The following is a 26,613-nucleotide window of genomic DNA, read 5'->3' on the forward strand; positions in this document are numbered from 1 at the left end:
CTTCCTCAAGAATCCCCATCCTGATCTCCCCCCTTGAGGGGGAGATGTCCCGGCAGGGACAGAGGGGGGTGCGGCGCCTCAAACTCAACCCCGTGCGAGGCAGAGGGGGTACACATCGGCATACTCCACGCCGTGCAAGCCACCCCGCTCTCCCGCCCTCAATACGGCGAGGCGACCGGGCCCATGCCCACGTAAACGGTCTTCAGTTCCGAATAGTGGTTGAGCGCCGCAGCCGAGTTTTCGCGGCCGAAGCCGGATTGCTTGGCGCCGCCGAAGGGGATTTCGACCGGGCAGAGATTGTAGGCGTTGATCCACAGCGTGCCCGCTTCCAGCGCGTCCACCACGCGGTGCGCGCGGGTGAGGTCGGCGGTGAAGACGCCGCCGGCGAGGCCGAATTCGGTGTCGTTGGCGCGGGCGAGCACATCAGCCTCGTCCTCGAAGTCGAGCACGCACATGACCGGGCCGAAGATTTCCTCCCGCGCAATGGTCATGTCGTCGGTAACGTCGGCAAAGACGGTCGGTTGGATGTAGTAGCCTTCGCCCGTCACGTTGTTCGGAATGCCGCCGCCGGTGACCAGCGTTGCGCCCTCCGCCTTGCCCTTGGCGATGGAGTCCAGCACCTTGGCGCGCTGGGCGTGGGAAACCATCGGGCCCATCTGCGTGTCCTCGTTCATCGGGTCACCGATGAGGATGGCTTCCGTGCGGGCCTTCAGCCGCTTCAGGAATTCGCCCTTGATCGCCTTGTGCACATAGACACGGGTACCGTTCGAGCAGACCTGGCCGGTCGAATAGAAGTTGCCGAGCATGGCGCCGCCGATGGCGCTGTCGATATCGGCATCGTCGAAGACGATGATCGGCGACTTGCCGCCGAGCTCCATGGTGACGTGGCGAAGGCCGGCGGCAGCGGCCTCATAGACCTTGCGACCGGTCGGCACGGAGCCGGTCAGCGACACCTTGGCGACATCGGGATGGTTGACGAGCAGCGGGCCGGTGGTGCGGTCACCCTGGATGACATTGTAGAGGCCCTTGGGCAGGCCCGCCTCGATGAGGATCTCGGCGATCTTCAGCGCGCAGAGGGGCGTGTTTTCCGACGGCTTGAACACCATGGCATTGCCGCAGATCAGCGCCGGCGCGCCCTTCCAGCAGGCGATCTGGGTCGGATAGTTCCACGCGCCGATGCCGACGCAGACGCCGAGCGGCACCCGCTTGGTATAGGCAAAATCGCCACCGAGCGGGATATAGTCGCCGTTGAGCGCCGAAGCCGCGATGCCGCCGAAGAATTCGAAGCTGTCGGCGCCGGAGGTCGCGTCCGCAACGGTGGTTTCCTGGATGGGCTTGCCCGTATCCAGCGTTTCCAGCTCCGAAAGCTCGCGGTTGCGCTCGCGGATGATTTCGGCAGCGCGCTTGAGGATGCGGCCGCGGGCGGTCGGGCTCGTGTTCGCCCATTCCTTCTGCGCCGCCTTGGCGGATGCAATCGCCCGCTCGACGATGGCAGGGGTTGCGGCGTGCAGCTTCGCGATCACCTCGCCCGTTGCGGGATAGACGCAATCGAAGACCGCACCGGCTGAATCTTCCACATATTCGCCATCGATGAAATGGCTGGCTTTCGGTTGTGCGCGCATCATTCCCCCCTCGGGTAACGCTTGGATTCTTCGAGAATGTTCAGGTCCATGTGGTTGCGCATGTAGCGCTCGGAGGCCTTCTGCAGCGGCTGGTGATCCCACGGATAATAGGCGCCGTTGCGGAGCGCCTCGTAGACCACCCAGCGCCGCGCCTGGCTTTCCCGCACGGCGGCATCGAATTCCGCCATGTTCCAGCGGGCCTTGCGCTTCGCACGGAAGCCCTCCAGCACGTCCGCATGGGCGGGATCGGTGGCGAGGTTGGCAAGCTCGAACGGATCGGCCTCGAGATCGAAGAGCTGTTCGGGATCGAGCTCGCAATGGATGTATTTCCACTTGCCCTCGCGGATGCCGACCAGCGGGGCATAGGAGGCTTCCGCCGCATATTCCATCAGCACGGGCGCGGTGCGCGGCTTGCCGTTGATGACGGGCACGAGGCTTTCCCCATCGGTCCAGGGCATGATTTCATCCATCGAGATTCCGGCGAGATCGCAGAGCGTCGGCGTGACATCGAGGTTGGAGACGGGCGCGAGGTGTTTCCCGGCCTTGACGCCCGGGCCTGCGATCATCAGCGGCACGCGGGCGGAACCCTCGAAGAAGTTCATCTTGAACCAGAGCCCGCGCTCGCCCAGCATGTCGCCGTGGTCGGAGCAGAAGAAGATCAGCGTGTTGTCGAGCATGCGCGTGCGGGTCAGCGTGTCGACCAGTTCGCCCACCTTCTCGTCCAGATAGGAGATATTGGCGAAATAGGCCTGCCGCGAGCGGCGGATGTCCGTCTCGGTGACGTTGAAGTTCTCGTAGTCGCAGGAATGGATGATGCGCTTCGAATGCGGGTCCTGCTCGCTATCAGGCAGGGTGCCGACTTCCGGCAGCAAATAGGGGCAATCCTCGTAGAGGTCCCAGAATTTCTTGCGCGCGACATAGGGGTCGTGCGGGTGGGTGAAGGAGACGGTGACGCACCAGGGACGGCGGGCCTCGTCGTCGTTCTCGCGCGAGAGCTGGTAGAGCTTCTGGTTGGCGAGGAAGGCCACCTCGTCGTCATATTCCATCTGGTTGGTGATTTCGGCGACACCCGCGCCCGTCACCGAACCCAGGTTGTGATACCACCAGTCGATGCGCTCCCCGGGCTTGCGGTAATCGGGCGTCCAGCCGAAATCGGCCGGGTAGATATCGGTCGTCAGCCGCTCCTCGAAGCCATGCAGCTGGTCGGGGCCGACGAAATGCATCTTGCCCGACAGGGCAGTGTAATAGCCGGCGCGGCGCAGGTGATGGGCGAATGTGGGGATGGAGGAGACATATTCCGCCGCATTGTCATAGACGCGGGTGCGGCTCGGCAGCTGGCCGGCCATGAAGGAGGCGCGCGCCGGCGCGCAGAGCGGCGAAGACGTGTAATTGTTGACGAAACGGGCGGAACGGGCGGCCAGCGCCTTCATGTGGGGCGCATGGAGGAAATCCGCCGGGCCATCGGGAAAGAACTTCCCGTTCAGCTGGTCCACCATGATGATGAGGATATTGGGTCTTGCGGTCATGCCGGGTGTTCCCTTGGTTCTTATCGGCGTGAGAGTTGGGAGGTGAGGTAATCTTCGATGAGGGCGATGGAGGCATCGATGCTGATCGGCGCTACGCGCAGGCCCTGGCGAATGTAGAGGCCGTCGATCATCGCCGCCGCGCCATCGGCAATCCGCCTGGCCTCGTCGGCAGGCACCAGCGGCTTCAGCGCGGATATCAGGTTGGAATTTAGACGGCGGGCATAGACGGCGAGCAGGCGCCGGGTTTCGTCCGAGCGCTGCGCCTCGACATAGAAGGCAAGCCAGGCGGCAATCGTCTCCGGCGCAAACTGGCTGGCATTGAAGCTCACCCGAACCACCGCCGAAAGCCGCTCGCGCGGCGTCTCGGCAATCGACAGCGCCGCCACCGCATCGTCATGCAGCTGCCTCAGCAGCGAGCGCATGGTCTCGATCAGCAGCTGCTCCTTGCTGCCGAAATAATGGTGGGCGAGGGCAGGGGAAACGCCCGCCTGCCGCGCAATCTCGGACATCGTCACGGACAACGACCCATGATCGCCGATCGCTTTCAGCGCGGCGTCCACCAGCGCCTTGCGGCGTATGGGCTCCATCCCGATCTTGGGCATTCATCCATCCTTCTTGATAAAGGCAGATTATTTTTAATTGAGCCGTCAATCAATAAAAAATCGCGACCCATGTCGTGCCGTCCACGACGGCGCATATCGCCTTTCATATAAGGGAATGATGATGAAGCTCTTGTGTGCGCATCGAATGCTGCTAGAATGGAGCGGCAAGCGGGTGGTGGTACACCCGCTTGCACTTTTACTTTTCCTTACGCTCGACCCGCACGGCGATGATCCAGCCCGTGCGGGTTTTGCGTATGGTAAGCGTGATCGACCACGGATTTTTCCGCATCTCTCACCTCCATCGTTCGGGACAAGGCCGTTGCCACGGCCGGGCTGGCCCATCCTGCCCGGTCGCACCGGCTGGCACGGTGCGGGCTGCTTCTGTCCGAACGATGGAAGGTTAGATTATTCTAATGAAGTTGTCGTGCATTTTCTGCGCTTGAAACGGCGTGGGAGGCTGCTAGAATGGAGCTGCCGGCGGATGCGCGAACACCCGCCGGCAGCTTTGCTTACTCTTTACGCTCGACCCGCACGGAGACAATCCAGCCCGTGCGGGTTTTGCGTATGGTAAGCGTGATCGACCACGGATTTTTCCGCATCTCCCACCTCCATCGTTCGAGGACAGGGCCGTTGCCACGGCCGGGCTGGCCCATCCTGCCCGGTCACACCGGCTGGCACGGTGCGGGCTGCTTCTGTCCGAACGATGGAAAGTTAGGTTATTCTAATGAAGTTGTCGTGCATTTTCTGTGCTTGAAACGGCGCGGGAGGCTGCTAGAATGGAGTGGCCGGCGGATGCGGTAACACCCGCCGACGCGTTTTACTTACCTGACTTACGCTCTACCCGCACGGAGACAATCCAGCCCGTGCGGGTCTTGCGTATGGTAAGCGTGATCGACCACGGATTTCTCCGCATCTCCCACCTCCATCGTTCGGGACAAGGCCGTTGCCACGGCCGGGCTGGCCCATCCTGCCCGGTCACACCGGCTGGCACGGTGCGGGCTGCTTCTGTCCGAACGCCCTAATATTAGACGTAAATCATGGAATGGGAAGCAGGTCTGCCATGAGCGGAATGCGCGGCTGTCCGTCTCGCCTTTTCCGCGAAAAGGGCTAGATTGAAGCGGTCGCTCGATACAAGCAGAGGGAGAAAATCCATGTCCTATACTGATGACGGCAGCGGTTTCGGGTCCGGCTATTCCATCGGTTCGAAGTGGGGCTGGTTTCTGGCGCTGGGGGTTTTGATCACGCTTCTCGGCATCTACGCCATGGTGAATGTGGTGATGGCGACGATCGCCTCGATCTACTTCATCGCGGCAGTCATGCTGGTGGCGGGTGTGGGCTACCTCATCCATGCCTTCCAGGTCCGGGGATGGGAAAACGTGCTCTACTGGGCGCTGGGCGGAGTGCTCTATCTCATCGCCGGCATCTTCGCCTTCATGAACCCGATCGCGGCTTCCGCGGTGCTGACGCTGGTCATGGCCGTCACGCTGATCGTCGCGGGCATCGCCCGTCTGGTGATCGGCCTGCGCATGCGGGGCAGCGGCGGCACCTACATGATCCTGAGCGGCATCGTGACGGCGCTCGGCGGCGTGCTGATTGCCGCCGGCTGGCCGGCCAGCAGCCTCTTCGTGCTCGGCCTTTTCCTCTCGGTGGATCTGATCATCCAGGGCGCCACGCTGATCGGCCTTTCGCTGGCGCTGCGCCGGCTCGCCTGAGGGACCGTCTGAAACGGCACTTTTCGGCCCGGGGCGCGAACTCCGGGCTATGTCATTGTTTTGTCACAAAAAAATTTCGTTGACGCTACGCTTTGTTCAGGAATATCGGCTTACATGCCCGATACCCATCGCTGACTCGCGGAGTGCTTCATGTCCATCGCCCCCGAACTCCTGCGGCTCTTTGCCGATCGTGAGCTCGTGACGCTTGCGAAGCTGGTGGCGGCCAGCGCCTTCCAGCCGATCGCGGAGATGGGCACGGGGGCGGTCTTCGGCTACGAGTCGCTGCTGCGCGGCCACGACCGGCTGGGCTGTGCCTCGCCGCTGGCCTTTCTCGATCATGCCGAGCGCCACGGGCAGCTTTTCGAGGTGGAGGGGCTGCTGGCCGGGCGCGCGCTGGCGAAGTTTGCCAGCCTGCCGACCTACCGGGATGCGACGCTGTTCCTCAATCTCGACGTGCGCCTCATTCCGCGCGGCGTCGCCTTTGCCGACATGCTGCGGGCGGAGATGGACAGCCTCGGCATTCCCGCCTCCTCGGTCTGCTTCGAGCTGTCGGAGCGGTTCGACAATGCCGGCGTGCCGGAATTTGCCACCCTGGTCAGCCATGTCAGGCAGGCGGGTTTCAAGCTCGCCATCGACGATTACGGTGCCGGCCATGGCGAGATGAACCTGCTGTGCGACTATCAGGTGGATTACATCAAGATCGACCGTCACATGGTGGCGGGCATCGATCTCAATCCGCGCAAGCGGCATCTCTTCAAGAACACGGTGAACATGGCCCATGCGCTGGGCATTCGCGTCATCGCCGAGGGGGTCGAGACGGAGGGAGAGCTTGTCACCACCCGCGATCTCGGCGCGGATCTCGTGCAGGGCTGGCACATCTCCCGCCCTGAAACCGAGGTCGGCCGGCTGAAGACGTCCTTCCCCCGGCTGGCACGGCCGAGAAGCGGGGCGAGGGGCGCCTCCAGCGACACGGTTCTCATCCGCCGCCAGATGGAGCGCCTGCCGTCGATCCGCGAGGACGAGGGCATCGACCGGGTCTTCGCGCTGTTCCGCAACAATCCGGCCCAGACCTTCTTTCCCGTTCTCAACGCCAATGGCGAGCCGCGCGGCATCATCCGCGAGCGCACGCTGAAGGCCTATATCTACCAGCCTTTCGGCCGCGATCTGCTGACGAACCCGCATTACCGGCGCTCGATCAGCCAGTTCGTGGAATCCGCCCCGGTCATCGGGCTCGATGCGGATGCCGACCAGCTCGCCTCCATCTTCACCAACATGGAAGGCAACGACTGCATCATCCTCACGGAAAACATGCGCTATGCGGGGGTGGTCTCGCCGGCGGCCATGGTGCGGCTCTTCAACGACAAGCAGCTGAAAAGCGCCCGCGAACAGAACCCGCTGACGGGCCTGCCCGGCAACATCGCCATCCACGACCAGCTTTTTGCCCGCAGCCGGGATACGGGGCGGCTGCGCTATTTCTGCTACGGCGATTTCGATCACTTCAAGCCGTTCAACGATGTCTACGGCTTCGCCCGGGGCGACAAGGCCATCACGCTCTTCGCCGCCCAGATGCGCCGCGCCTTCCTGGAGGGCGAGGTGTTTCTCGGCCATATCGGCGGGGACGATTTCTTCATCGGTACGGTGGACATGCCGCGCGACAAGGTGGAGCGGGCACTCACCCGCCTTGCCGCCGAGTTCGCCGCCGATGCGCGCACCCTCTACAGCCCCGAAGACCTCGCCCGCGGCGGCATCGAGGCCGAGGACCGCACCGGCAGCCAGCGCTTCTTCCCGCTGCTGCGCTGCTCCTTCGCCGTGCTCGAGGTGCCGGAGGGCCAGGTGCTCTCCGACCTCGGCCAGGTCAGCCGCCGCATCGCCGAACTCAAGCGCCTCGCCAAACGCAGCGACACCGGCCTCGTCCTCGGCCGCCTCGACACCCCCGACACCGCCCTCCCGCCCGTGGAACTGCTGGCCGCCGGGTGATGCGGGCGTTGCGCTTGAGGCGATGCGCACCCTCCGTTTGCAGGGGGTGGAGGGTGCCGAGGTTCACCCCCCTCTGTCGGCTTCGCCGACATCTCCCCCTCAAGGGGGGAGATCGGGGCTGCCTCGCATCGCGTTGAGTTTGCCGCACCGCACCCCCCTCTGTCCGCACGGCGTTGAGTTTGCCGTACCGCACCCCCCTCTGTCCCTGCCGGGACATCTCCCCCTCAAGGGGGGAGATCGACATTGCGGTTTTCGTTTCCCTAAATAACAAGGGTCTCATTTGCAGAGACGTTTGCGAGGGACTGCCCGCATCAACCCCATCCCGATCTCCCCCCTTGAGGGGGAGATGCCCGGCAGGGCAGAGGGGGGTGCAGCACGGCACACTCGACATAGTGCAGGAACAGAAGCCCCCCCCCGCAGCGTCCCGATGTCGCGCAGGCATTGCCTTGAATTGCCCCGGATGGCGGTCTTAATGGGGGAGAAACGAAGCACCCGCGAGGAGGCCCGAGCCATGACCCTTCCAGACCAGATGACACATGTTGCCATGGAACAGCCGGGCGGGCCGGAGGTGATGCGGCTGGTGCGGGGGGCGCTGCCGGTGCTGAAGCCGGGCGAGATCCTGGTGCGGGTGGAGGCGGCGGGCATCAACCGGCCGGATGTGCTGCAGCGCATGGGGGCCTATCCGCCGCCGAAGGATGCAAGCCCGATCCTCGGCCTCGAGGTGGCCGGCGAGGTGGTGGCGGTGGCCGAGGGGGTTTCCGCCTTTCGGCCGGGCGACCGGGTCACCGCGCTCGCCAATGGCGGCGGCTATGCGGAATATTGCGCCGTGCCGGCCACGCAGGCGCTGCCCTTCCCGAAGGGCTACGATGCGGTGAAGGCGGCGGCCCTGCCGGAGACCTTCTTCACCGTCTGGGCAAACCTGTTCCAGATGGCGGGGCTCACCGAGGGCGAGACCGTGCTCATCCATGGCGGCTCGTCGGGCATCGGCACCACGGCGATCCAGCTGGCGAAGGCCTTCGGCGCCGAGGTCTACACCACCGCCGGCTCGGCCGAGAAATGCGCGGCCTGCGAGCGCCTGGGCGCGAAGCGGGCGATCAACTACCGCGCGGAGGATTTCGCCGCCGTCATCCGCGAGGAGACGGGAAAGCGCGGCGTCGACGCCATCCTCGACATGATCGGAGCCGCCTATTTCGAGAAGAACATCGCCTCGCTCGCGAAGGACGGATGCCTGTCGATCATCGCTTTCCTCGGCGGTTCGCTGGCCGAGAAGGTGGACCTGACGCCGATCATGGTGAAGCGCCTGACGGTGACCGGCTCCACCATGCGCCCGCGCACGGCGGCGGAGAAGCAGGCGATCCGCGACGAGCTTCTCGCCGAGGTCTGGCCGCTGCTGGAGGAGGGCACCGTCGCCCCCGTCATCCATGCGGCGATGCCCTTTGCCGAGGTCGCCGAAGCGCACCGGCTGATGGAAACCAGCACCCATGTGGGCAAGATCGTGCTGACGCTCTGAGGCGCCGGCCCGAAAATTACGGAAACAGGAAGAAGGCGATTGCCGCCGCCGCCATGACCAGCGTCGCGGTCCAGCCGGCGATGCTGAGCGGCAGGGGCAGCGTCAGCCGTCCCATCACGCGGCGGTTGGTGGCGATCAGCATCATCACCACCATCAGCGGGGCGGCCAGCACCCCGTTCACCACCGCGCTCCAGTAGAGCGCCCGCACGGGATCGATGGGGGAAAAGGTCAGCGCCACGCCGCCGGCGGTCGCAAGCGCGATCACCCCATAGAAGGCCTTGGCCTCGCGCGGGCGGCGGTTCAGCCCCTCCGTCCAGCCGAAGGTCTCGCTGACGGCATAGGCGGTCGAACCGGCCAGAACCGGCACCGCCAGCAGCCCGGTCGCGATGATGCCGAGCGCAAAGAGCGCGAAGGCGAAATCCCCGGCGATGGGGCGCAGCGCCTCGGCCGCATCCGCAGAGGTGCGGATGTCGGTCACCCCGTGGGCATGCATGGTGGCGGCGGCGGAAAAGACGATGAACAGCGCAATGAGGTTCGACACGCCCATGCCGGTGATGGTGTCCAGCCGGATGCGCGCCAGCTCCGGCCCGGCGGTCCGCGGCGTGATGCAGAGCGGCTTGACGTGCCGGCGGTGCAGTTCCTCCACCTCCTGGCCCGCCTGCCAGAAGAAGAGATAGGGGCTGATCGTGGTGCCGAGCACCGCCACCAGCGCCATCATGTGGTCCCGGTCGGGCACGAGATGGGGGATGAAGGCGCCGGAAAGCGCCTCGCCGAGGGGCACCCGCACGGCGAAGACCACCGCCACATAGGAAAAGAGCGACAGCGTGGCCCATTTCAGAAAGCCCGCATAGCGGTCATAGGGAATGAAGATCTCCGCCAGCACGCAGCCCGCGCCGAAAAGCAGCGTGTAGAGAAGCTCCGGCCCGCCGAGGATCAGCGTCAGCGCCGCGCCCATGGCGCCGAGATCGGCCCCGAGATTGAAGACATTGGCGACGATCAGCAGCACCACCACCGCCCTGAGCAGCGGTTTCGGATAGTGCCGGCGCAGGTTCTGGGCGATCCCGACCCCGGTCACGCAGCCGATCCGGGCGCTCACCGCCTGGATCGCCGCCATCAGCGGAAAGGAAAAGACCAGCGTCCAGGAAAGCCCGTAGCCGAATTGCGCGCCCACCTGGGCATAGGTGGCGATGCCGCTCGGATCGTCGTCCGCCGCCCCGGTGACGAGCCCCGGCCCCAGGCTCTTGAGAAAGCCGGAGCGTCCGGTCGTATCGGCGGGGGAGGGCGCGGGCTGGTCCATGGCCTTCTATACCGGATGGTGCGTCAGGCCGCCAGCCGCCGCTTGAGCGCCAGACCGGCGAGCAGCGCGGCTGCGGCGGGCAGCGCAAACAGCAGGAACAGCCAGTGCGCGGCGCTGACATTGCCCTCGGTGCCGCCGGGATCGAGAAGCCCGGTGGAATTGACGATCACGCCGGCGAGCGCCGCGCCGAAACCGGAGCCGAGCGACTGCATCATGGTGATGGCGGCGGAGGCGCGGTCCTTCTCGTCGTCGCGGGCAAGCCGCAGCACCAGCGCGACCAGATGCGACCAGCCGAGCCCGACGCCCGCCCCCATGAAGAAGATGCCGACCGAGACCACGCCGAGCAGGGCGAGGTCGCTCGTCGGGTTTTCCCGCGCCATCGTCAGCGTCAGGCTGGCCGTGCCGGCCATTTCCAGCGCCGCGCCGAGGATGATCGAGGCAATCGCCCGGTTGCCGGTGTAATGGGTGGTCAGAAAGGCGCCGCCCGTCCAGCCGAGCGCGACCAGCGCCACCAGATAGCCGGAAAAGAGCGGCGGCACGCCGTGCAGTTCCTGCAGGAAATAGGGGATGTAGACATCCGCCGATAGAACCAGCAGCACCAGCATCATGAAGGCATAGATGAGGCCGAGCGGGGTGGAAAGCCGCGTGGCGCCTTCGGGAAAGAGCCGCACCGGCAGCAGCCGTTCGGCCAGCACCACGCCGACCGATGACACCAGCGCCAGCCCGAACCACAGGATGCGCCGCGTGGCATCCTCCGCCGATCCGGCAAGCGACAGCAGCACCACGGCGGCCACCATCAGGAGGATCTGCGGAAAGGCGACGCGGATCTCGCCGCGGTCGTCCTCGGCCTTCGGCAGCAGCCGCGTGGCGAAGAGCGCCATCAGCACGGTGAAGGGCAGGGGAATGGCAAAGGCGAAGCGCCACAGCGAGCCGGAGGAAAACAGCCCGCCGAGCGACGGACCGATGAAGGTCGCGGCCCCCCAGACGGCGGCATAGAGCGTGCCGGCCATGTTCCACAGCCGCTCCGGATAGGCATGGCGCACGAAGGCATAGCCGAGCGCGACGATGATGCCCGCGCCGAAGCCCTGCACGCCGCGCCCCGCAATGAGGAGCGGCATGCTGGGCGACAGCGCGGCGAACAGGCTGCCGGCGCCGAAGAAGATCGCGCCGATCACATAGGCCTGCCGCAGCGACAGGCCGCGCGGCCGGGCCGTGATGAAGACGGAGCCGAGGAGCGAGCAGGCGACGAAGAGCGTGGTTGCCCAGGCGAAGAGATCGAGCCCGCCCACGTCGCGCACCACCGACGGCAGCACGGTGATGGAGATGTAGACCTCGATGGCGTGCAGTGCGACGCCGCCGCCCAGCATCAGCGTCGCCCCGAGATAGCGCGGCGCGAAGATTTCCGTGATGCGCGAGCGCCCGCCGTGATGCTCCGTCTCGCCCGCCGCCGTCCGTTCGTCCATGCCTCGAATCCCTCGACTTGTCAGACAGCCTGTGTCGCCTGAAAGCCGCCGGCTGCGCAAGGTGCGGATTCTCGAAGGGGCAGCGCCTGGCCGCTCACGAGCGGATCCAGTCGATGCAGCCGGCGGGCAGGAGACCGTTGCCGACCAGCATCGCGCCCTTGTCGTAGAGCGCGGAGCGCGGGGCGTCGTCCGGCAGCTTCGCGGCCGTCACGGTTCCGCTCGCATCCATCCACAGCAGCCGTCCGTCGACGGCTCCGAGCGCGTCCACCGCCTGCTGCGGCGTCGTTCCCGGCCAGAACAGCACCATCACCGTATCGTCCTTCGGCGCGGGAAGGGCGGCAAGCGCGCCCATGCTGAGCACCAGGAACACGAGCGCCGCCGGCGTGCCGGGCGTGCGCAGGCCCGCCCGTCCCGTGCGCCAGCCGATCAGCAGCGGCGCCAGGCCGAAGACGATGAACCACAGCAGGTCCCAGAACAGCGGATTGGCGCTCGCCATGCGGATGCGGTGGATGCCCAGCACCCAGTGGGACAGCACCCCGTCCACCACATGCCACGCCCCGAAGCCGATCAGCACCGCCGCCAGCAGCCGCCGGTCCGCCCCGGCCTCGGCAAACCGCCGCCGCTCGCGCCACAGCAGGAAAAGACCCATGCCGGCGATCCCGTACATCAGCAGATGGAAGAAGCCGTCGGTCATGATCAGCAGCCGTATATCCCCCTTCGCCGCCTCGATGCCGCTCAGCAGGTGATGCCATTCCAGGATCTGGTGCAGCACGATGCCGTCGAAGAACCCGCCGATGCCGAACCCCAGGAGATATCCCGCCCAGCGCAATCCCGCATGTTCCCGCCCAAACCCCCGCGCCACATCCGCCATCTCGTCCTCCACCGGTTCATTCCGGCAAACGGCTGGCGCGGGGGGAGGTTCCGGCCGGAGGCGGTGGCGCTGCGCGGGGTGGCGTTTGAGGGGGTGCACGCGGCTGTGCCTTGCGTGGCGTTGAGTTTGCCGATGTGCACCCCCCTCTGCCTGCACGGCGTTGAGTTTGCCGTACCGCACCCCCCTCTGTTTGCACGGCGTTGAGTTTGCCGATGCGCACCCCCCTCTGCCCTGCCGGGCATCTCCCCCTCAAGGGGGGGAGATCGGGATGGGGTTTATGATGGCAGTCCCCAGCAGACGTTTGAGTAAATGAGACGTTCATTGTTTGAGGAAATCAAAAACCGCAAAGTCGATCTCCCCCCTTGAGGGGGAGATGTCCCGGCAGGGACAGAGGGGGGTGCGGCACGGCAAACTCGACATAGCGAAAGGCAGAGGGGGGTGCCGCCCGTCAAACTCCACGCCGAGCGAGGCTGCAAAAACCCCACGCCGTCACCGGCGGATGAGGGCCACGAGGTCGGCGAGGGAGCGGGGGATGGTATCGATCGCGCCGGTCTCGACAAGCGCCGCGCCGATCTGCTGCACCAGGGCGGGGCGGAGGCCGAGTGCGGTGAGGCGGTCGCCGTCGGAGAAGACGGCCTGCGTCCTGCCCTCGATGGCGATGGCGCCGCGCGAGAACACCACGGCGCGGTCGGCCCAGCTCCAGGCGAGGTCCATGTCGTGGGTGGCGATGACGATGGCCGTGCCCTGCCGGTTGAGGCCGGCGAGTGCCTGCATGAGTTCTTCGACCCCGCGCGGATCGAGGCCGGCGGTCGGTTCGTCGAGCAGCAGGATGCGCGGCTCCATGGCGATGACCCCGGCGATGGCGGCGCGCTTCTTCTGCCCGAAGCTCAGCATGTGGGTGGGCGTGGCGGCGAGATCGGAAATGCCCATGGCGGCGAGCGCCCGTTCCACCCGCTCGCGGATGGCGGGGGCTGAAAGGCCCATGTTCGCCGGCCCGAAAGAGACGTCCTCGGCAACGGTGGCGGCGAAGAGCTGGTCGTCCGGGTCCTGCATGACGAGGCCGACGGCGCTGCGCAGGCGGGTGAGGCCGCGCCGGTCGTGGCTGACGGGAGTGCCGTCGAGCGAGAGGCTGCCGGCGGCGGGTTTCAGGCTGCCGTTGAGGATCTGGAAAAGCGTGGACTTGCCCGCGCCGTTGACGCCGAGCAGCGCCACGCGCTCGCCCGCCGCAACAGAGAAGGAAACGCCCGAGAGCGCCGGTCCCGCACCCGGATAGGAAAAGGAAATGTCCCCCGCCGACAGGATCATGCGAGATGTCCGGCAAGGAAGAGGCCGGCAAAGGCGGCAAGCGTCAGCCATACCCTCGCCGATCGCGCGGGCGCTTCGCCCGAGAGGAAGACGAGCCTGCCCTGGTAGCCCCGCGCCGCAAGCCCGGTTTCCAGCCGGCGCGCGCGGGCGAGCACCCGCGGCAGCAGCGCGGCAAGAAGCAGGCCGTGCGAGGTGAGGATGCCGCGAAAGCTGCGGTGGCCCAGCCGGCCCTTCAGCGCCCGCTCGCCGCTTTCCAGACAGTCGAGCGTCAGCCAGATCATCCGGAACATCACCAGCGCCACATCGGCGAGATGCGGGTTGAGGCCGCGATCCTCCAGCCATTCGACGAGGCGGGTGAGGGGGGTGGTGAGCGCGAGGAAGAGCAGGGCCGAAACCGAGGCAAAGCCCGTGGCCGCAAAGGAAAGCGCCCGCGCCATCGCCTCCGGCCCGGCCAGGGCAAGCACCGGCCCGCCGGACAGCGAAAGCGTCACCGCCTGCGCGGCGACGCCCGTCGCGATGAAGCCCGCCGGAACGGCAAGGGCCCGCAGGTAATCGGCCGGCCGCACCCGGGCACCGGCCATGACCAGCCCGCCCATCAGCAGGAAGACCGCGCCCTTCACGCCGGGCGAGGGCGAGAGCGCCGCAACGGCCAGCCCGCACAGGCTGACGGCGAGCTTTTCCGCCGTCGGCATGTGGCGCCAGCGGTTGGTCTGGGCGGCGCGGTCGATGAGGCGCATTCAGCCCGCCCGGTTTTCGGCGGAGGGGCTGCGCGGCGTCTTCGGCGTCGCCGAACGGCGTCCGAAATAGAAGCCGATGAGCCCGGCGCCGACGGCCGCCTGCAGGGCAAAGAGCAGGCTTTCGATCTCCCCGCTCGGCGGCTCCCACAGGGGCGAGAACCAGGGCTGGTAATCCGGGCGGATCTCGGTGATCAGGGCTTCGGCCTGCCCGTCGGAGCCGGAAAATTCAGCCTTGCCGTCCCGGTGGATGAAAAGCGGCGCGACGGCCAGTCCGGCAACGGCGGCGATCAGGATGAGGTTCTGCTTCAGCATGGGGTCAGGCCTTTCCGGTCGCGGGGGCAAGCGCCTTCAGCTCGTCCGCCGAATAGCGGGAAAGCAGGTTCATCACGACCACGGTCAGCAGGCCCTCGCTGATGGCGAGCGGCGCCTGGGTGGGCGCGAAGACGGCGAGGAACTTCACCGCCGCCCCAAAGACGCCGGAGACCGGATCGGGAAAGGCAAGCGCCAGCTGCAGCGCGGTGACGCAATAGGTGGCGAGGTCGCCGAGCGCGGCGGCGAAGAACACGGCCACCGCCATGGAAGCGCCGGCGCGGGTCAGGCCGCGATAGAGGCCATAGGCGATGAAGGGCCCGGCAATCGCCATGGAAAACACGTTGGCGCCGAGCGTCGTCAGCCCGCCATGGGCCAGAAGCAGCGCCTGGAAGAGCAGCACGATGGTGCCGAGAACGGCGGTGACCGACGGCCCGAAGAGGGTCGCGGCAAGGCCGGTGCCGGTCGGGTGCGAGCAGCTTCCCGTGACGGAGGGGATCTTCAGCGCCGACAGCACGAAGACATAGGCACCGGATGCCGCGAGCAGCATCTTGGTCTCGGGCTTTTCCTCCAGCGTGCGGATGATCTTGCGGGCGCCATAGGCGACGAAGGGAAGGGAGAGCGCCGCCCAGCCAAGGGCATGGCTCACCGGAAGGTAACCTTCCATGATATGCATCGGACAACTCCTTTGCCCGCGCCACCCGCGCGGGGCCTGAACGAAGAAACGGGCAGGGGCCGGTTTCCGGGTTGCCGAAAGAAGGCAGGTCTCCTGGCTTGCGGGTCGTCGCTCGGTCCGCCTTATCGGCGCGCAAGGCGCCAATGGCATGATGGACGTCGCTCTCCGCTCACAGTTGCGGGGGCAGCCACGGTCTCGGTCCCTGATGGGTAGGCCTCACCGTGTTCCCTTTTCATCCGCCCTCCCGTCCGGTGTGGGCAGAACCGTCTTTCGTTGTGCGCCCCGCCGGGGCCGGGCGCATCCCGTCTTCATAGGAGAGTTGCCGGGGAAATACAATCCACGCTTTGCGTCATCCCGTGACGGCCTTGCCCCTGAAAAAGCGCGGGCCGACCGGCGGAAAACCGTTTCGGGAATCCCGCGCATGCGCTAGATCAGGGCACCCCCGAAGCGCACTTGCGGAGTTTTCCATGTCCAATCCCGTCCTCGTCGAAGTCACCCGCGGCTCCCTGGTGGAAAGCCGGCATCGCGGCATGGTGATTGCCGTCGACGGCGAGGGGCGGGTTGTGTTTTCCGCCGGCGCGGTGGATGCGCCGGTCTTCCCGCGCTCGGCCTGCAAGGCCATGCAGGCGCTGCCGCTGGTGGAAAGCGGCGCCGCCGACCGCTACGGCTTCGGCAACCGGGAGCTTGCCATCGCCTGCGCCTCCCACAGCGGCGAGGACGATCACGCGGCCCTTGCCGCCTCCATGCTCGCCCGCGCGGGGCTGGACGAGGAGGCGCTGGAATGCGGCGCGCACTGGTCCTTCGACCAGGGGCCGCTCATCCACCAGGCCCGCACGCTGGCCCGGCCCTCCGCGCTCCACAACAATTGCTCGGGCAAGCATGCGGGCTTCGTCTGCGCCGCCTGCCACACCGGCATGACGGTTGCGGGCTATGTCACCTACGAGCATCCGCTGCAGGCGGAAATCCGCGCCATCATGGCCGATCTCACCGGCGCCGTTCTGGCCCACGACAATTGCGGCACGGATGGCTGCTCGATCCCCACCTATGCGGTGCCGCTCGACGGCCTTGCCCGCGGCTTCGGGCGGATGCTGACGGGCAGCGGGCTCCAGCCGCTGCGCGCCCGGGCCGCCACCCGCCTCATCGAGGCCTGCATGGCCGAGCCCTTCTATGTCGCCGGCACGCGCCGCTTCTGCACCCTGCTGATGGAAGTCGCGCCCGGAAGGATCTTCGCCAAGACCGGGGCGGAGGGCGTCTATTGCGCGCTTCTGCCGGAGCAGGGCATCTCCATCGCGGTGAAATGCGAGGATGGCGCCTCCCGCGCCGCCGAAAGCATGGTGGCCGCCGCCCTTGCCCGCTTCTTCGAGCCCGGCAGCGAGCCGCGCGAGCGCCTGCTTGCCATGGCAAACCACACCATGAAGAACTGGAACGGCATCGAGGTGGGAACGGTGCGCGCGGCGCCCTCGCTCTTCGAGGCGGCCTGAGGCCGGCGAAGCGAAGTATTAACGCGCCCACCCCGTGCATCAAGCGATCGTTTACGCTCTCGGGCGGTCAATGGTGCATTTCTTTAGGAATGGATTATCATTTTCGCAAATATCAAGAATCGCCGAGCCGGGAATTCAACATGTTTGCGGGACGTTACGTCTGGTGGCTGGTCACGACATCGGCCCTTTTTCTCATCAGCCTCGTCGGCTTCGACTATGTGGCGAGCGTCATCGTCGGCATTTCCGACTGCGCCTCGAACGAGGGCAGCTGCTATACGCTGAACAACTGGCTGATGGGGGTCATCAAGCCGGTGCTGGTGGATGTCTCGGGCGTCGCGCTGGTGCTGGTGGTGGTGATCCGCATTCTCTACCTGCGCTTCCTGCCGCTCTGGATCGTGCCCGTGCTCGCCTGGGCGGGGGCGGTGGCCGGCACCTTCCGCGCCTACGCGCCCATGTGGCACGGCAATGCCGATTATGTGCTGCTCGGCCAGCAGATGCCGCCGTCCACCTATGCCTTCCTCGCGCTCGCGCTGTTTCTCGCCTTTCCGCTGGAAGACGAGGATGCGCCCGAGCAGGGCGGGGCGGCCCCCATCGGCCTGCTCGCGGGCTTCATGGCCTTCATGTGCACGCTGCACGCCTTCGCCACCGCCTCCGGCCTGCCGATGCTGATCGCCAAGACCTTCCACGCCTTCGATCTGTCGCGCACGATCGCCACCATCCGGGAGATCCTCGCGACCTTCCTGCTGGTGGCCGACGGCAACCCCATTCCCGGCTATTTCGTCACCATCCTGTTTGCGCTCGCGCTCGCGCTGCGGGTGCTGCGCCACGAAAGACTGGTCTCCGGCCAGCTCTGACGCGCCGGCCCTGCCGCCCGCATCCGCCAGCTTCAAGCAAGGCGGGCGGTGATAACAAAAGGAAGTTCAAATAACTATTTTTGAACAGGTTTTTTGTTTCGGAAGAAAAGGCGGGCGCCGGTGACCTGCCGCGCGGCCGGTGCCGTGCGAAGCGGGTCCGGCCTCCGGCAGGGCAGCCATGAGCGATATCTTGAGAGCGGCTTTCCAGGCCTATCAGTCCGGCGATTACGCGCGGGCGCTGGGCATGATCGACACGGCCGGCAAGACCCCTGCCGGGCGCACGCAGGAGCTCAGCTCGCTGAAGGGCAACACGCTCATCCGCCTTGGCCGGATGCTGGATGCCGCGGAAGCCTTTGCCGCGGGTTCCGCCCTGCCGGGACCGAATGCGGCGATGCTCGCCAAGTTTGCCATCGGCCTTTATTCCCGTGCCGGCGCGCGCCGCCGCATCGTCGAGTTCGGGGCACGGGCCGTGGCCCTCAATCCCGGCGAGACGGCGCTGCTCTACGATTACGCGGCGGCGCTCTTCGAGGAGGGGCGCTATCACGAGGCCGCCGCCGCCGCCGGCGGGCTCGACCGCGCCAATCCGCAGCATTTCGCCCTGATGGTCAACGTGCTGCGGCTGACGGGCCAGTTCGGCCGGCTTTCCGAGGAGCTGGAGGCCGCCTGCGCCCGCGATCCCGGCGACATGCTGGCGGCGGTGTCGCGCATGGTGGTCGCGCGCGAGACTGCCGATTTTCCCCTGGTGGAGGCGCATGAGCGGGCGCTCGGCGCCACCGCCGATCCGCAGCGCAGCGCGCTGACCGATTCCGAGCCGTCGATGGTGCGGCTGCTCTGGGCGGGCAGCGACCGGGCCTGCGCATTGCCGAGCGCGGATTCCATCCGGCTCACCGCTTTGCCGGCAGCGCCCCTGCGCCGTCCCGTCTCGCCCGAGGGCACGCGGCTGAAGATCGGCTATCTCTCGTCCGATTTCCACGCCCATGCCACCATGCGGCTGCTGGAGGACGTGCTTGCGCTGCATGACCGCGAGGCCTTCGACATCACCCTGTTCTGCCACACCACGCCCGGCCAGGAGGCCTGGCAGCGGCAGCACATGCCGGCCGATCTGGTGTCCGGCATGGTGCGGGTGGGCGCGCTCGACGACGAGGCCGCCGCCGCCGAGATCGCCGCGCGGGGCATCGATATCCTGGTGGATCTCAAGGGCCACACCATGGGCGCGCGGCTCGGCGTCGTGAAGCGGTCGGATGCGCCGGTGAAGGTCACCTGGCTCGGCTATCCCGGCACCGTCATGGGCGCCGGGCTCGATTACGCGATCACCGACCGGATCGTCACGCCCGATGCGGCGATCCCCTTCTTCGAGGAGAAGCTCTGCCGCCTTCCCGATACCTACCAGCCGAACGGCATGCTGAACCGGCCCCTGCCGAAACCGGTCTCCCGCCGCGAGGCCGGCCTGCCGGAGGGTGCCTTCGTCTTCGCCTCCTTCAACGCCATCCAGAAGATCACGCCCGGTGCCTTCGCCCTCTGGTGCCGCATTCTCAAGGCGGTGCCCCATGCGGTGTTCTGGGTCTTTGCCGAGCGCAACGAGGCCCGCGCCAATCTCATGCGCGCCTTCCGCATGGCCGGCATCGAGGAGGAGCGCATCGTCTTCACCTCCGGGATCCCCTATGCCGCCCATGTGGCCCGCCTCCCGGCGGCCGATCTCGGGCTCGACAGCTTTCCCTATAACGGCCACACCACCACCTCCGACATGCTGTGGGCGGGGCTGCCGCTGCTCACCATGCGCGGGCACGCCTTCCAGGCGCGCGTCTCGGAAAGCCTGCTCGCCGCCGCGGGCATCGACGGCCTCCTGGCCCACGGCCCGGACGATTTCGTCGCCCGCGCCGTGGCACTCGCCGCCTCGCCGGACCGCATCGCCGCCCTCAAGGCCACCATCGAGCAGAACCGTTTTCGCGCGCCGCTTTTCGACAGCGAGCGCTTCACCCGCCACCTCGAATCCGCCTACCGCCTCATGGCCGACCGCGCCCGCCAGGGCCTCGCCCCCACCCTCCTCGACATCCCTGCCCTCCCGCCCCGCCCGGCCGCGTTTTCGGACCGCAGCCGGGGGTAGGATGCGGCGTTGCGTTTGCCGCACGGCACCCCCTCTGGCCTGCGAGGCGTTGCGTTTGCCGCACCGCACCCCCCTCTGGCCTGCCGGCCATCTCCCCCTCAAGGGGGGAGATCGGGATGGGGTTGATGCGGGCAGTTCCTTGCCACCGTTTCAGCAGATGAGACGCCTGTTGTTTGGGGAAACCCCAAAATCACGGTCGATCTCCCCCCTTGAGGGGGAGATGTCCCGGCAGGGACAGAGGGGGGTGCGGTGCGGCAAACTCCACGCTATTCAGGGACAGAGGGGGGTGCGGTGCGGCAAACTCCACGCTATTCAGGACAGAAGGGGGGGCGGTGCGCCTCCCTCCACGCCTCACTCCGCCTCGGCCAGCCGGCGGGCGAACATGTCGCGGAAGGCGGGGCGGGCGTGGCAGGCGTCGATCCAGGCCCTGACGTTCGGCGCGGCGTCGAAGAGGTCCTGCTGCGACTGGGCGTAGCGGAAGACTTCCGCCAGGTTGAGGTCGGCCACGGTGAAGCGGTCGCCGACCACGTGGCCGGTTGCGGCCAGATGGGCGTCGAGCACGGAGAAGGCCTTCTTCAGCGTCCGGCGCGCCAGGGCGATGGTGGCCTTGCCGTCCTCGGTGTTTTCCGCGCGGTTGTCGTAGGTGAGCACCAGCTTCACCGCATGCGGCTCCACCTCGGCGATTGCCCAGAAGCTCCAGCGCAGCATGGCGCCCTCTTCCTCGAGCGAGCGGGGGGAGAGGTCGCTCGGGTGCTTGCGGGCGAGATAGAGATTGGTGGCAAGCGATTCCGTCAGCAGCAGGTCGCCATCGGTGGCGGCGGGGATCTGCCCCATGGGATTGACGGCGAGAAAGGCGGGGGAGGCGGTGTTGAGCGGCGCGTCCGCGGCCAGCGGATCGGCCAGCCGCCGCGCCTGGATGACCGGCACGGAGGTGAAGGGAATGCCCAGTTCGAGGGCCATCCAGTAATTGCGCGCGGCACGCGAGCGGTAGACACCGTAGATCGTCAGCATGGTCTGCTCCTGATGAAGATCAGCGGACGCTAGAGGCAGGCGGGACGGAAGAAAACCGTCTTCCGTTGAAGCATCGATGAATTCTCCTGATGTGCGCTTCGCCGCGCTTTGCCGCCATCCTCAGGCGCCGGCTGAAGCGCTTCAACCGATGGATGAGGTGCGCCCGGGCCTTTCGGCGCGGTCTGAGGAAAAGCCGCCAAGCGATTCAGGCGATTCGCCTTTCGCCCCCGGCATGTCCTCTCACGGGCCGGGACGGAAGCGGCGTTCGGCCTTCTCGATCCGCTCGTCCGCATAGGGCTCGAGCACGGCGGCGATCTGCTGGCGCATCCAGCGATGGGCGGGATTGCCGTCGTTGCGGCGATGCCAGGTGGCGACGAGCAGCGGCCCCGGCACCGCAAAGGGCGGCTGGAACAGGTCGAGCCCGAGCAGCGGCGCCATGCGCTCGGCCACCTGCACCGGCACCAGCGAGATGAGATCCGTCTGCGCCACCGCGCGGCAGATGCTGACGAAGAAGGGCAGCGTCAGAACCACCCGGCGCTTGCGCCCGAGACGCGCGAGCGGCCCGTCCGCATCGGCGGCGACATTGCCCTCCGGCGAGAAGAGCACATGGCCGAGATCGCAATAGAGGTCGAGCGGCAGGGGCTCGCCCGGCACCGCGCCCGAGGCGGCGATCGCCGGATGACCCCGCGCCGCGATCAGCGCGAAATCCGCATGGACGAGCGGCCTGCGCGACACCCAGTCCGGCACAGCCTGTTCCGGATGAAGCGCGATGTCCGCCTTGAACTGCTCGAGGCTTTCCACATAGACGTCGCGCACGAGATCGACGAGATGCAGGCGGATGCCAGGCGCCGTGCGCGACAGCCGGTCGGCCAGAGCGGGCATCAGCAGCTCGGCGAAATAATCGGCCCCGGCGATGCGGAAGCTGAAGGCGGCCCTTTCCGGCTCGAAGGCGCCGTCGTCGGTCAGCAGCGATTCCATGCGCGCCAGCTCCTCGCGCAGCGGAATGGCCAGCCGCGCCACCCGGTCCGTCGGCACCAGCCGCGTGCCCTGGCGGATGAAGAGCTCGTCGTCGAAGGCAAGCCGCAGCCGGCCGAGCGCCGCCGAGACGGCGGGCTGGGAAAGCCCCAGCCGTTCCCCTGCCTTCACCGTCGAGCCCTCCCGCAGGAGCGCGTCGAGGACCCTCAGAAGGTTCAGGTCGAATGCCGCAAAGTCCATGCCCGGATGTGTCCCCTGTCCTAGATCGTGACGCTCCATTAGTAGGGCCTGATGTTGAGGGCGTCAAAGGGAAGCGGCGCCGTCGTCCCCCCGCAACGGCCCGGAAGGGTGAACGGAAAGCGCTGCGGCGCGCATGGGTTGTGCCATCCCGGCACAGACGGTCACGAGATGCGGTTGCGCTCGACCGTGAGGTTGGCAAAGGCTTCCGCCCCGCCCGCGATCAGGTCGCCGCTCGCCTGCTCGTTCCAGCGGAAACCGGCAATGGCGACGGGCGTGTCCGAGAAGCCGTTCCCCGTGACCAGCGCTCCGCCCGCGCCCTCGGCAACGCTGACCGCACAGCCGACGGGGGCGTTGCGCACCATGTTGCCCGAGGCGACGACATTGCGCAGATAGGGACCCCAGCCGAGAAGAAGGCCCCATTTCGCCGCGCCATCCACCGCATTGCCCGAGAGCACGCTGTCGGCCTCCGCCGAGATCGCCGTGCCGAAGCCGCCATCGGTGGCGGGGTAGGGGCCGCGCGCGGTGATGTCGCGCACCACGTTGCCGGTGATGCTGGCCAGCCGCCCGCCCTCGTTGAAGTTGACGACCGAGATACCGTTTGCCGCGCCGTGCACGGTGTTGGCGGAAATCACCGCGCCCTCGAAGGCGAATTCGGAATAGATCGCCGTCTCGCCCGAGCGCAGGCAGCGGTTGCCGGTGATGGAGACGCCGGAGGCGCTGTTGGCGCGGATGGCGGAAAAGGCGCAATCCTCCACGTGATTGTCCGAAATCGTCACGTTGCCGGCGCGGAAGAGGTTGATGCCGTTGCCGTACTGGCCCGTGCCGCCGGAGCGCGCCAGGATGCGCGACACCCGGTTGCCCGAAATCAGGGTGCCGTCCTCGCCCGGCTGATAGCGGTGGACGAGAATGCCGCCATTGCCGCAGCCTTCCACCCGGTTGTCGCGGATCGCCAGCCCCCGGCTTTCGACGGCATAGAGGCCGGCTTCCGCCGCACCCGAGATGTGGCAGGCGCGGATCTCCCCGCCCGACCCCTCCAGATGAAGGCCGTTGCGCGCGGAGCCGAAGAGGGCGCAATCCTCCATCTCCACCCGCTCCACCGCCGAAAAGTGCAGGAGACCGCCGACATCCTCCTGAAGCCAGCGGTTCATGCCGTCGATCTCGATGCCGGAAAGGCGGATGCGCCGGGCGCCCGCCGCGTGGAAAAGCCGGCCGTCGCCGGTATATTCGATGCGCGTGCGGCCGGGCACGCCGACGAGATCGGTATTGTCGGGAAGCTCGATGCCCGAAAGCCGGTAGGTGCCCGGCGGCAGGAAGACGGGCTTGCCCCGCGCGGCGGCATCGGCAAGCACCCGCAGGAAGCGGCGGACCTGGCCTTCCGGCCGCCCGCCCGGCTCCACCGGCAGGCCGGCATCGATGCTGCCCCTCAGCCCCGCTTCCCGGAACAGGCCCTCCGCCCGCGCCGGTGCCAGCGCAAGACCGGAAACGGCGCCCGCAAGGGCAGTGCGAAGAAAGGCGCGGCGTGTCGGCATGGGACGGCTCCGGCAAGATTTCATGTCCTGCCTGCAGGCTTTGCAAGGCTCATGCCAGCGCCGGCGTGCCATTATGGCACGGTGCATCGGAGCCCGAAGGGCGCGCCGTCCGGCTCCGTCACCCCGAAAAACCCTCTATTGACGCGGATTTGACCGGGCTTTCGCGGTTTAATGCTCGCGTTAATAGTAGACTATGAATATATTAAAACGAGCCAGTGTGCTTGTTTAGACATTGTCAAAGGCATGCGGTCTAGGATGTCTCCGGGACAGGAGGCCTTGGATCGAGGAAAAAGGAATGGAGCATGCACAAGCCCGGCTTTTTGAGTGATGGCGATACCGGCAGTGCGGAACTGTCCGAGGAAAGCCGAATCCTCCTGTCGCTCGCAGGCGCCCGCATCGTCACCGAGAGCACCGAGCTTCTGACCGCGGAGGTGGATTTCCTCCGCTCGGTTCTGGAAAAGCTGCCGGCGCAGATCTTCGTCAAGGATACCCAGAGCCGGTTCCTCTTTGCCAATGGCGCGACGCTTGCCCGCCTTGGCGCCTCCAGTTTCGACGAGGTGCGCGGCAAGACCGATTTCGCCTTCTACGGCCCCCACGACGCCCAGGGCTTCTACGACCTCGAGCAGGAGATCGTCCGCACCGGAGAGGCGGCGATGAACCGCGAGGAGAAGTTCGTCGGCCAGGACGGGCTGCCCTCCTGGCACCTGTCCTCCAAGCTGCCCGTGACCGGGCCGGGCGGAGAGGTGACCGGCATCGTCGGCTTCTCCCTCGACATCACCGAGCGCAAGCGGCAGGAAATGCTGCGCCGCGGCCAGTCCGACCTTCTCGAGATGATTGCCCGCAGCGAGCCGCTGCCGGTGGTGCTGGAGGTGCTGGTGCTGCTCATCGAGGCGCAGCTTTCCGGCATCTTCGGCTCCATCCTGCTGCTCGACGAGGCGGGACGGCATCTCTACAAGGGGGCCGCGCCGAACCTGCCCGACGCCTATAACGACCGCATCGAGGGCGTCGCCATCGGCAACATGGTCGGCTCCTGCGGCACCGCGGCCTGGTCCGGCAAGCCGGTCTTCGTCAGCGACATCATGAACGATCCGCGCTGGGCGAACTATCGCGGCCTTGCCGCCGCCTTCGGCTTCCGCTCCTGCTGGTCCACGCCCATCATCGCGCAGCAGAACCACGTGCTCGGCACCTTCGTGCTCTACTCCTTCGAGGTGCGCGAGCCCTCCGCCGACGAGCTGTCGCTGATCAGCATCGCCACCCACATTGCCGGCATCGCCATCGAGCGCAAGCGCGCCGAGGAACGCATCCGCTATCTCGCCCATCACGATTCGCTGACCGGCCTGCCGAACCGCGCCGCCTTCCTGGATCTCATGGCGGAGACGCTGAACCAGGCGCGCCATACCGGCCAGAACGTCTCGGTCGCCTATTTCGACATCGACAATTTCAAGCAGGTGAACGATGGCTTCGGCCACCATGCGGGCGATCTGCTGCTGCAGGAATTCGCCGCGCGGCTGATGGCCTTCAAGCATGGCAACGACCATGTGGTGCGGCTCGGCGGCGACGAGTTCGTGATGCTCTGTCTCACCAAGCCCGGCGAGGAATCCGCCTTCATCAGCCGGCTGCACCAGCTGCGCAAGGACATCGCCCGGCCGGTGCAGATCGGCGGGCAGGACGTCATCACCACCGCCTCCATCGGGGTCGCGACCTACCCCAACGACGGCGAGACGCCCGAGGCGGTGCTCGCCAGCGCCGATGCCGCCATGTACCGCTCCAAGGAAATGGGGCGCGACACGCTCTGCGTCTTCGACGGCCCCGGCAACATCAAGATCAGCCTCGAGATCGGCCGCGAGGAGGAGCTGCGCCGCGCCATCGAGAACGAGGAGCTTTTCCTCGAATACCAGCCGCGCGTGAACATGATCACCGGCCAGATCCTCGGGCTGGAGGCGCTGGTGCGCTGGCGCCACCCGAAATCCGGCATCGTGCCGCCGCTGCAGTTCATTCCGCTGGCGGAGGAAACCGGCCTCATCCTGCCGCTCGGCACCTGGGTGATGAAGACCGCCGCCCGCCAGGCGAAGGCCTGGCAGGATGCCGGCCTGCCGCCGGTGGTGATGGCGGTCAACGTATCGGCCCGCCAGTTCTGCGATCCGCTCTTCATCAACCACGTGGAGGAGGCGCTGGCCGAAAGCGGCCTTGCGGCGGAGTTCCTCGAGCTGGAGCTGACCGAGCACACGCTGATGGGCGATGTCACCGGCGCGCTCAACGCGATGAATGCCGTGAAGGCGCTCGGGGTGCGGCTTTCGGTGGACGATTTCGGCACCGGCTACGCCAATCTCGACGTGCTGCGCAACTTCCCGATGGACCTGCTGAAGATCGACCGCTCCTTCATCGATGCGCTGCCGGGAGACCAGGCGACGAAATCCATGGCCGGCGCGGTGATGTCGCTTGCCCGCGACCTCAACCTCACCGTGGTCGCGGAAGGGGTGGAAACCCCCGAGCAGCGCGATTACCTGCGCGGCCAGGGATGCGCGGAAGCGCAGGGCTATCTCTATTCCGCACCCATCGGCGCACCCGACATCGCCCGCCTCCTGGGAACCGCCTGCTGAGAGGCACCGAGGCGGCGCCAAGGGACGGCGCCAAGGGACGGCACGGGGGGGCAGATCACGCCCGCCCGAAAGATTTCATTCATCAACAACAGAATTTTCGAAAAATGCAGCCCGGCGGATTGTTCTAGATCAAACCGCTGCGCTGTGCGCTTGGGCATAGTGTTGCCATAAAGGCAGCAAAGCCGGAAACGGACCTGCCGAGACAAAGTAAA

The 26,613-nt window shown here is 66.8% G+C and carries 20 protein-coding genes and 1 riboswitch; of the genes, 7 read left to right on the forward strand and 13 right to left on the reverse strand.

Annotated elements, in window-relative coordinates; all coding sequences use genetic code 11:
• Positions 1-158: 158 nt before the first annotated feature.
• Genes betB through betI form a run of 3 tightly spaced genes read right to left on the reverse strand, consistent with a single transcriptional unit; the run spans position 159 to position 3,750 of the window.
• Positions 159-1,622 (reverse strand): betaine-aldehyde dehydrogenase, encoded by a 1,464-nt coding sequence (gene betB / locus GGR23_RS08390; protein ID WP_183365712.1) that lies wholly within the window; start codon positions 1,620-1,622, stop codon positions 159-161.
• Complete coding sequence (gene betC / locus GGR23_RS08395; protein ID WP_183365713.1) at positions 1,622-3,148, reverse strand: choline-sulfatase; 1,527 nt, start codon at positions 3,146-3,148, stop codon at positions 1,622-1,624. Before betC ends, betB begins: the two co-directional genes overlap by 1 nt.
• Before the next feature lie 20 nt (positions 3,149-3,168).
• Positions 3,169-3,750 (reverse strand): transcriptional regulator BetI, encoded by a 582-nt coding sequence (gene betI / locus GGR23_RS08400; protein WP_183365714.1) that lies wholly within the window; start codon positions 3,748-3,750, stop codon positions 3,169-3,171.
• A gap of 1,151 nt (positions 3,751-4,901) precedes the next feature.
• On the opposite strand from betI, the gene GGR23_RS08405 reads away from it, so the two are divergent.
• The 3 genes from GGR23_RS08405 (at position 4,902) to GGR23_RS08415 (ending at position 8,949) form a co-directional block, all read left to right on the forward strand.
• A complete protein-coding gene (locus GGR23_RS08405; protein WP_183365715.1) occupies positions 4,902-5,462 on the forward strand; it encodes an HdeD family acid-resistance protein in 561 nt (186 codons plus the stop codon).
• A 150-nt stretch (positions 5,463-5,612) separates the two neighbouring features.
• Positions 5,613-7,439, forward strand: a complete 1,827-nt coding sequence (locus GGR23_RS08410) for a GGDEF domain-containing protein (RefSeq protein ID WP_183365717.1) — start codon at positions 5,613-5,615, stop codon at positions 7,437-7,439.
• Between the two features lie 511 nt (positions 7,440-7,950).
• Complete coding sequence (locus tag GGR23_RS08415) at positions 7,951-8,949, forward strand: NAD(P)H-quinone oxidoreductase (protein ID WP_183365719.1); 999 nt, start codon at positions 7,951-7,953, stop codon at positions 8,947-8,949.
• A gap of 16 nt (positions 8,950-8,965) precedes the next feature.
• Here the strand turns inward: GGR23_RS08415 and GGR23_RS08420 are convergent, their stop codons facing one another.
• The 7 genes from GGR23_RS08420 to GGR23_RS08450 form a co-directional block, all read right to left on the reverse strand.
• A complete protein-coding gene (locus GGR23_RS08420; protein ID WP_183365720.1) occupies positions 8,966-10,246 on the reverse strand; it encodes an NRAMP family divalent metal transporter in 1,281 nt (426 codons plus the stop codon).
• Between the two features lie 23 nt (positions 10,247-10,269).
• Positions 10,270-11,709: an MFS transporter gene (locus tag GGR23_RS08425; RefSeq protein ID WP_183365721.1), complete on the reverse strand. Its 1,440-nt coding sequence runs from the start codon at positions 11,707-11,709 to the stop codon at positions 10,270-10,272.
• Between the two features lie 94 nt (positions 11,710-11,803).
• Positions 11,804-12,592, reverse strand: a complete 789-nt coding sequence (locus tag GGR23_RS08430) for a DUF2243 domain-containing protein (protein ID WP_343066620.1) — start codon at positions 12,590-12,592, stop codon at positions 11,804-11,806.
• 477 nt (positions 12,593-13,069) lie between these two features.
• Complete coding sequence (locus GGR23_RS08435; RefSeq protein ID WP_183365723.1) at positions 13,070-13,885, reverse strand: energy-coupling factor ABC transporter ATP-binding protein; 816 nt, start codon at positions 13,883-13,885, stop codon at positions 13,070-13,072.
• Positions 13,882-14,622: a CbiQ family ECF transporter T component gene (locus GGR23_RS08440; RefSeq protein WP_183365724.1), complete on the reverse strand. Its 741-nt coding sequence runs from the start codon at positions 14,620-14,622 to the stop codon at positions 13,882-13,884. The genes GGR23_RS08435 and GGR23_RS08440 overlap by 4 nt, the downstream gene beginning before the upstream one ends.
• Positions 14,623-14,934 carry an energy-coupling factor ABC transporter substrate-binding protein gene (locus tag GGR23_RS08445; protein WP_183365726.1) on the reverse strand — a complete coding sequence of 104 codons (312 nt, stop codon included), beginning with the start codon at positions 14,932-14,934 and terminating at the stop codon, positions 14,623-14,625.
• A gap of 4 nt (positions 14,935-14,938) precedes the next feature.
• Positions 14,939-15,607, reverse strand: coding sequence for an energy-coupling factor ABC transporter permease (locus GGR23_RS08450; protein WP_183365727.1), 669 nt, complete (start codon positions 15,605-15,607; stop codon positions 14,939-14,941).
• Positions 15,608-15,673: 66 nt separating this feature from the next.
• A riboswitch (cobalamin riboswitch) is annotated at positions 15,674-15,890 on the reverse strand.
• 184 nt (positions 15,891-16,074) lie between these two features.
• On the opposite strand from GGR23_RS08450, the gene GGR23_RS08455 reads away from it, so the two are divergent.
• The 3 genes from GGR23_RS08455 (at position 16,075) to GGR23_RS08465 (ending at position 20,046) form a co-directional block, all read left to right on the forward strand.
• Positions 16,075-17,088, forward strand: coding sequence for an asparaginase (locus GGR23_RS08455; RefSeq protein WP_183365729.1), 1,014 nt, complete (start codon positions 16,075-16,077; stop codon positions 17,086-17,088).
• 140 nt (positions 17,089-17,228) lie between these two features.
• A complete protein-coding gene (locus GGR23_RS08460) occupies positions 17,229-17,942 on the forward strand; it encodes a hypothetical protein (RefSeq protein WP_183365731.1) in 714 nt (237 codons plus the stop codon).
• A 178-nt stretch (positions 17,943-18,120) separates the two neighbouring features.
• A complete protein-coding gene (locus tag GGR23_RS08465; protein ID WP_183365733.1) occupies positions 18,121-20,046 on the forward strand; it encodes an O-linked N-acetylglucosamine transferase, SPINDLY family protein in 1,926 nt (641 codons plus the stop codon).
• Between the two features lie 351 nt (positions 20,047-20,397).
• Here the strand turns inward: GGR23_RS08465 and GGR23_RS08470 are convergent, their stop codons facing one another.
• The 3 genes from GGR23_RS08470 to GGR23_RS08480 all read right to left on the reverse strand — a co-directional run bounded on the left by GGR23_RS08470 (position 20,398) and on the right by GGR23_RS08480 (position 23,801).
• Positions 20,398-21,057, reverse strand: a complete 660-nt coding sequence (locus tag GGR23_RS08470; protein ID WP_183365735.1) for a glutathione S-transferase family protein — start codon at positions 21,055-21,057, stop codon at positions 20,398-20,400.
• Between the two features lie 240 nt (positions 21,058-21,297).
• Positions 21,298-22,272, reverse strand: coding sequence for a LysR family transcriptional regulator (locus GGR23_RS08475; RefSeq protein ID WP_183365737.1), 975 nt, complete (start codon positions 22,270-22,272; stop codon positions 21,298-21,300).
• A 161-nt stretch (positions 22,273-22,433) separates the two neighbouring features.
• The gene (locus GGR23_RS08480; RefSeq protein ID WP_183365738.1) at positions 22,434-23,801 is read right to left on the reverse strand and encodes a TIGR03808 family TAT-translocated repetitive protein; all 1,368 of its coding nucleotides are present in this window, start codon (positions 23,799-23,801) and stop codon (positions 22,434-22,436) included.
• A gap of 302 nt (positions 23,802-24,103) precedes the next feature.
• On the opposite strand from GGR23_RS08480, the gene GGR23_RS08485 reads away from it, so the two are divergent.
• Positions 24,104-26,401 carry a sensor domain-containing protein gene (locus GGR23_RS08485; RefSeq protein WP_183365739.1) on the forward strand — a complete coding sequence of 766 codons (2,298 nt, stop codon included), beginning with the start codon at positions 24,104-24,106 and terminating at the stop codon, positions 26,399-26,401.
• Positions 26,402-26,613: the final 212 nt, after the last annotated feature.

It is taken from the genome of Gellertiella hungarica (assembly GCF_014197145.1).
Lineage (GTDB): Bacteria > Pseudomonadota > Alphaproteobacteria > Rhizobiales > Rhizobiaceae > Gellertiella > Gellertiella hungarica.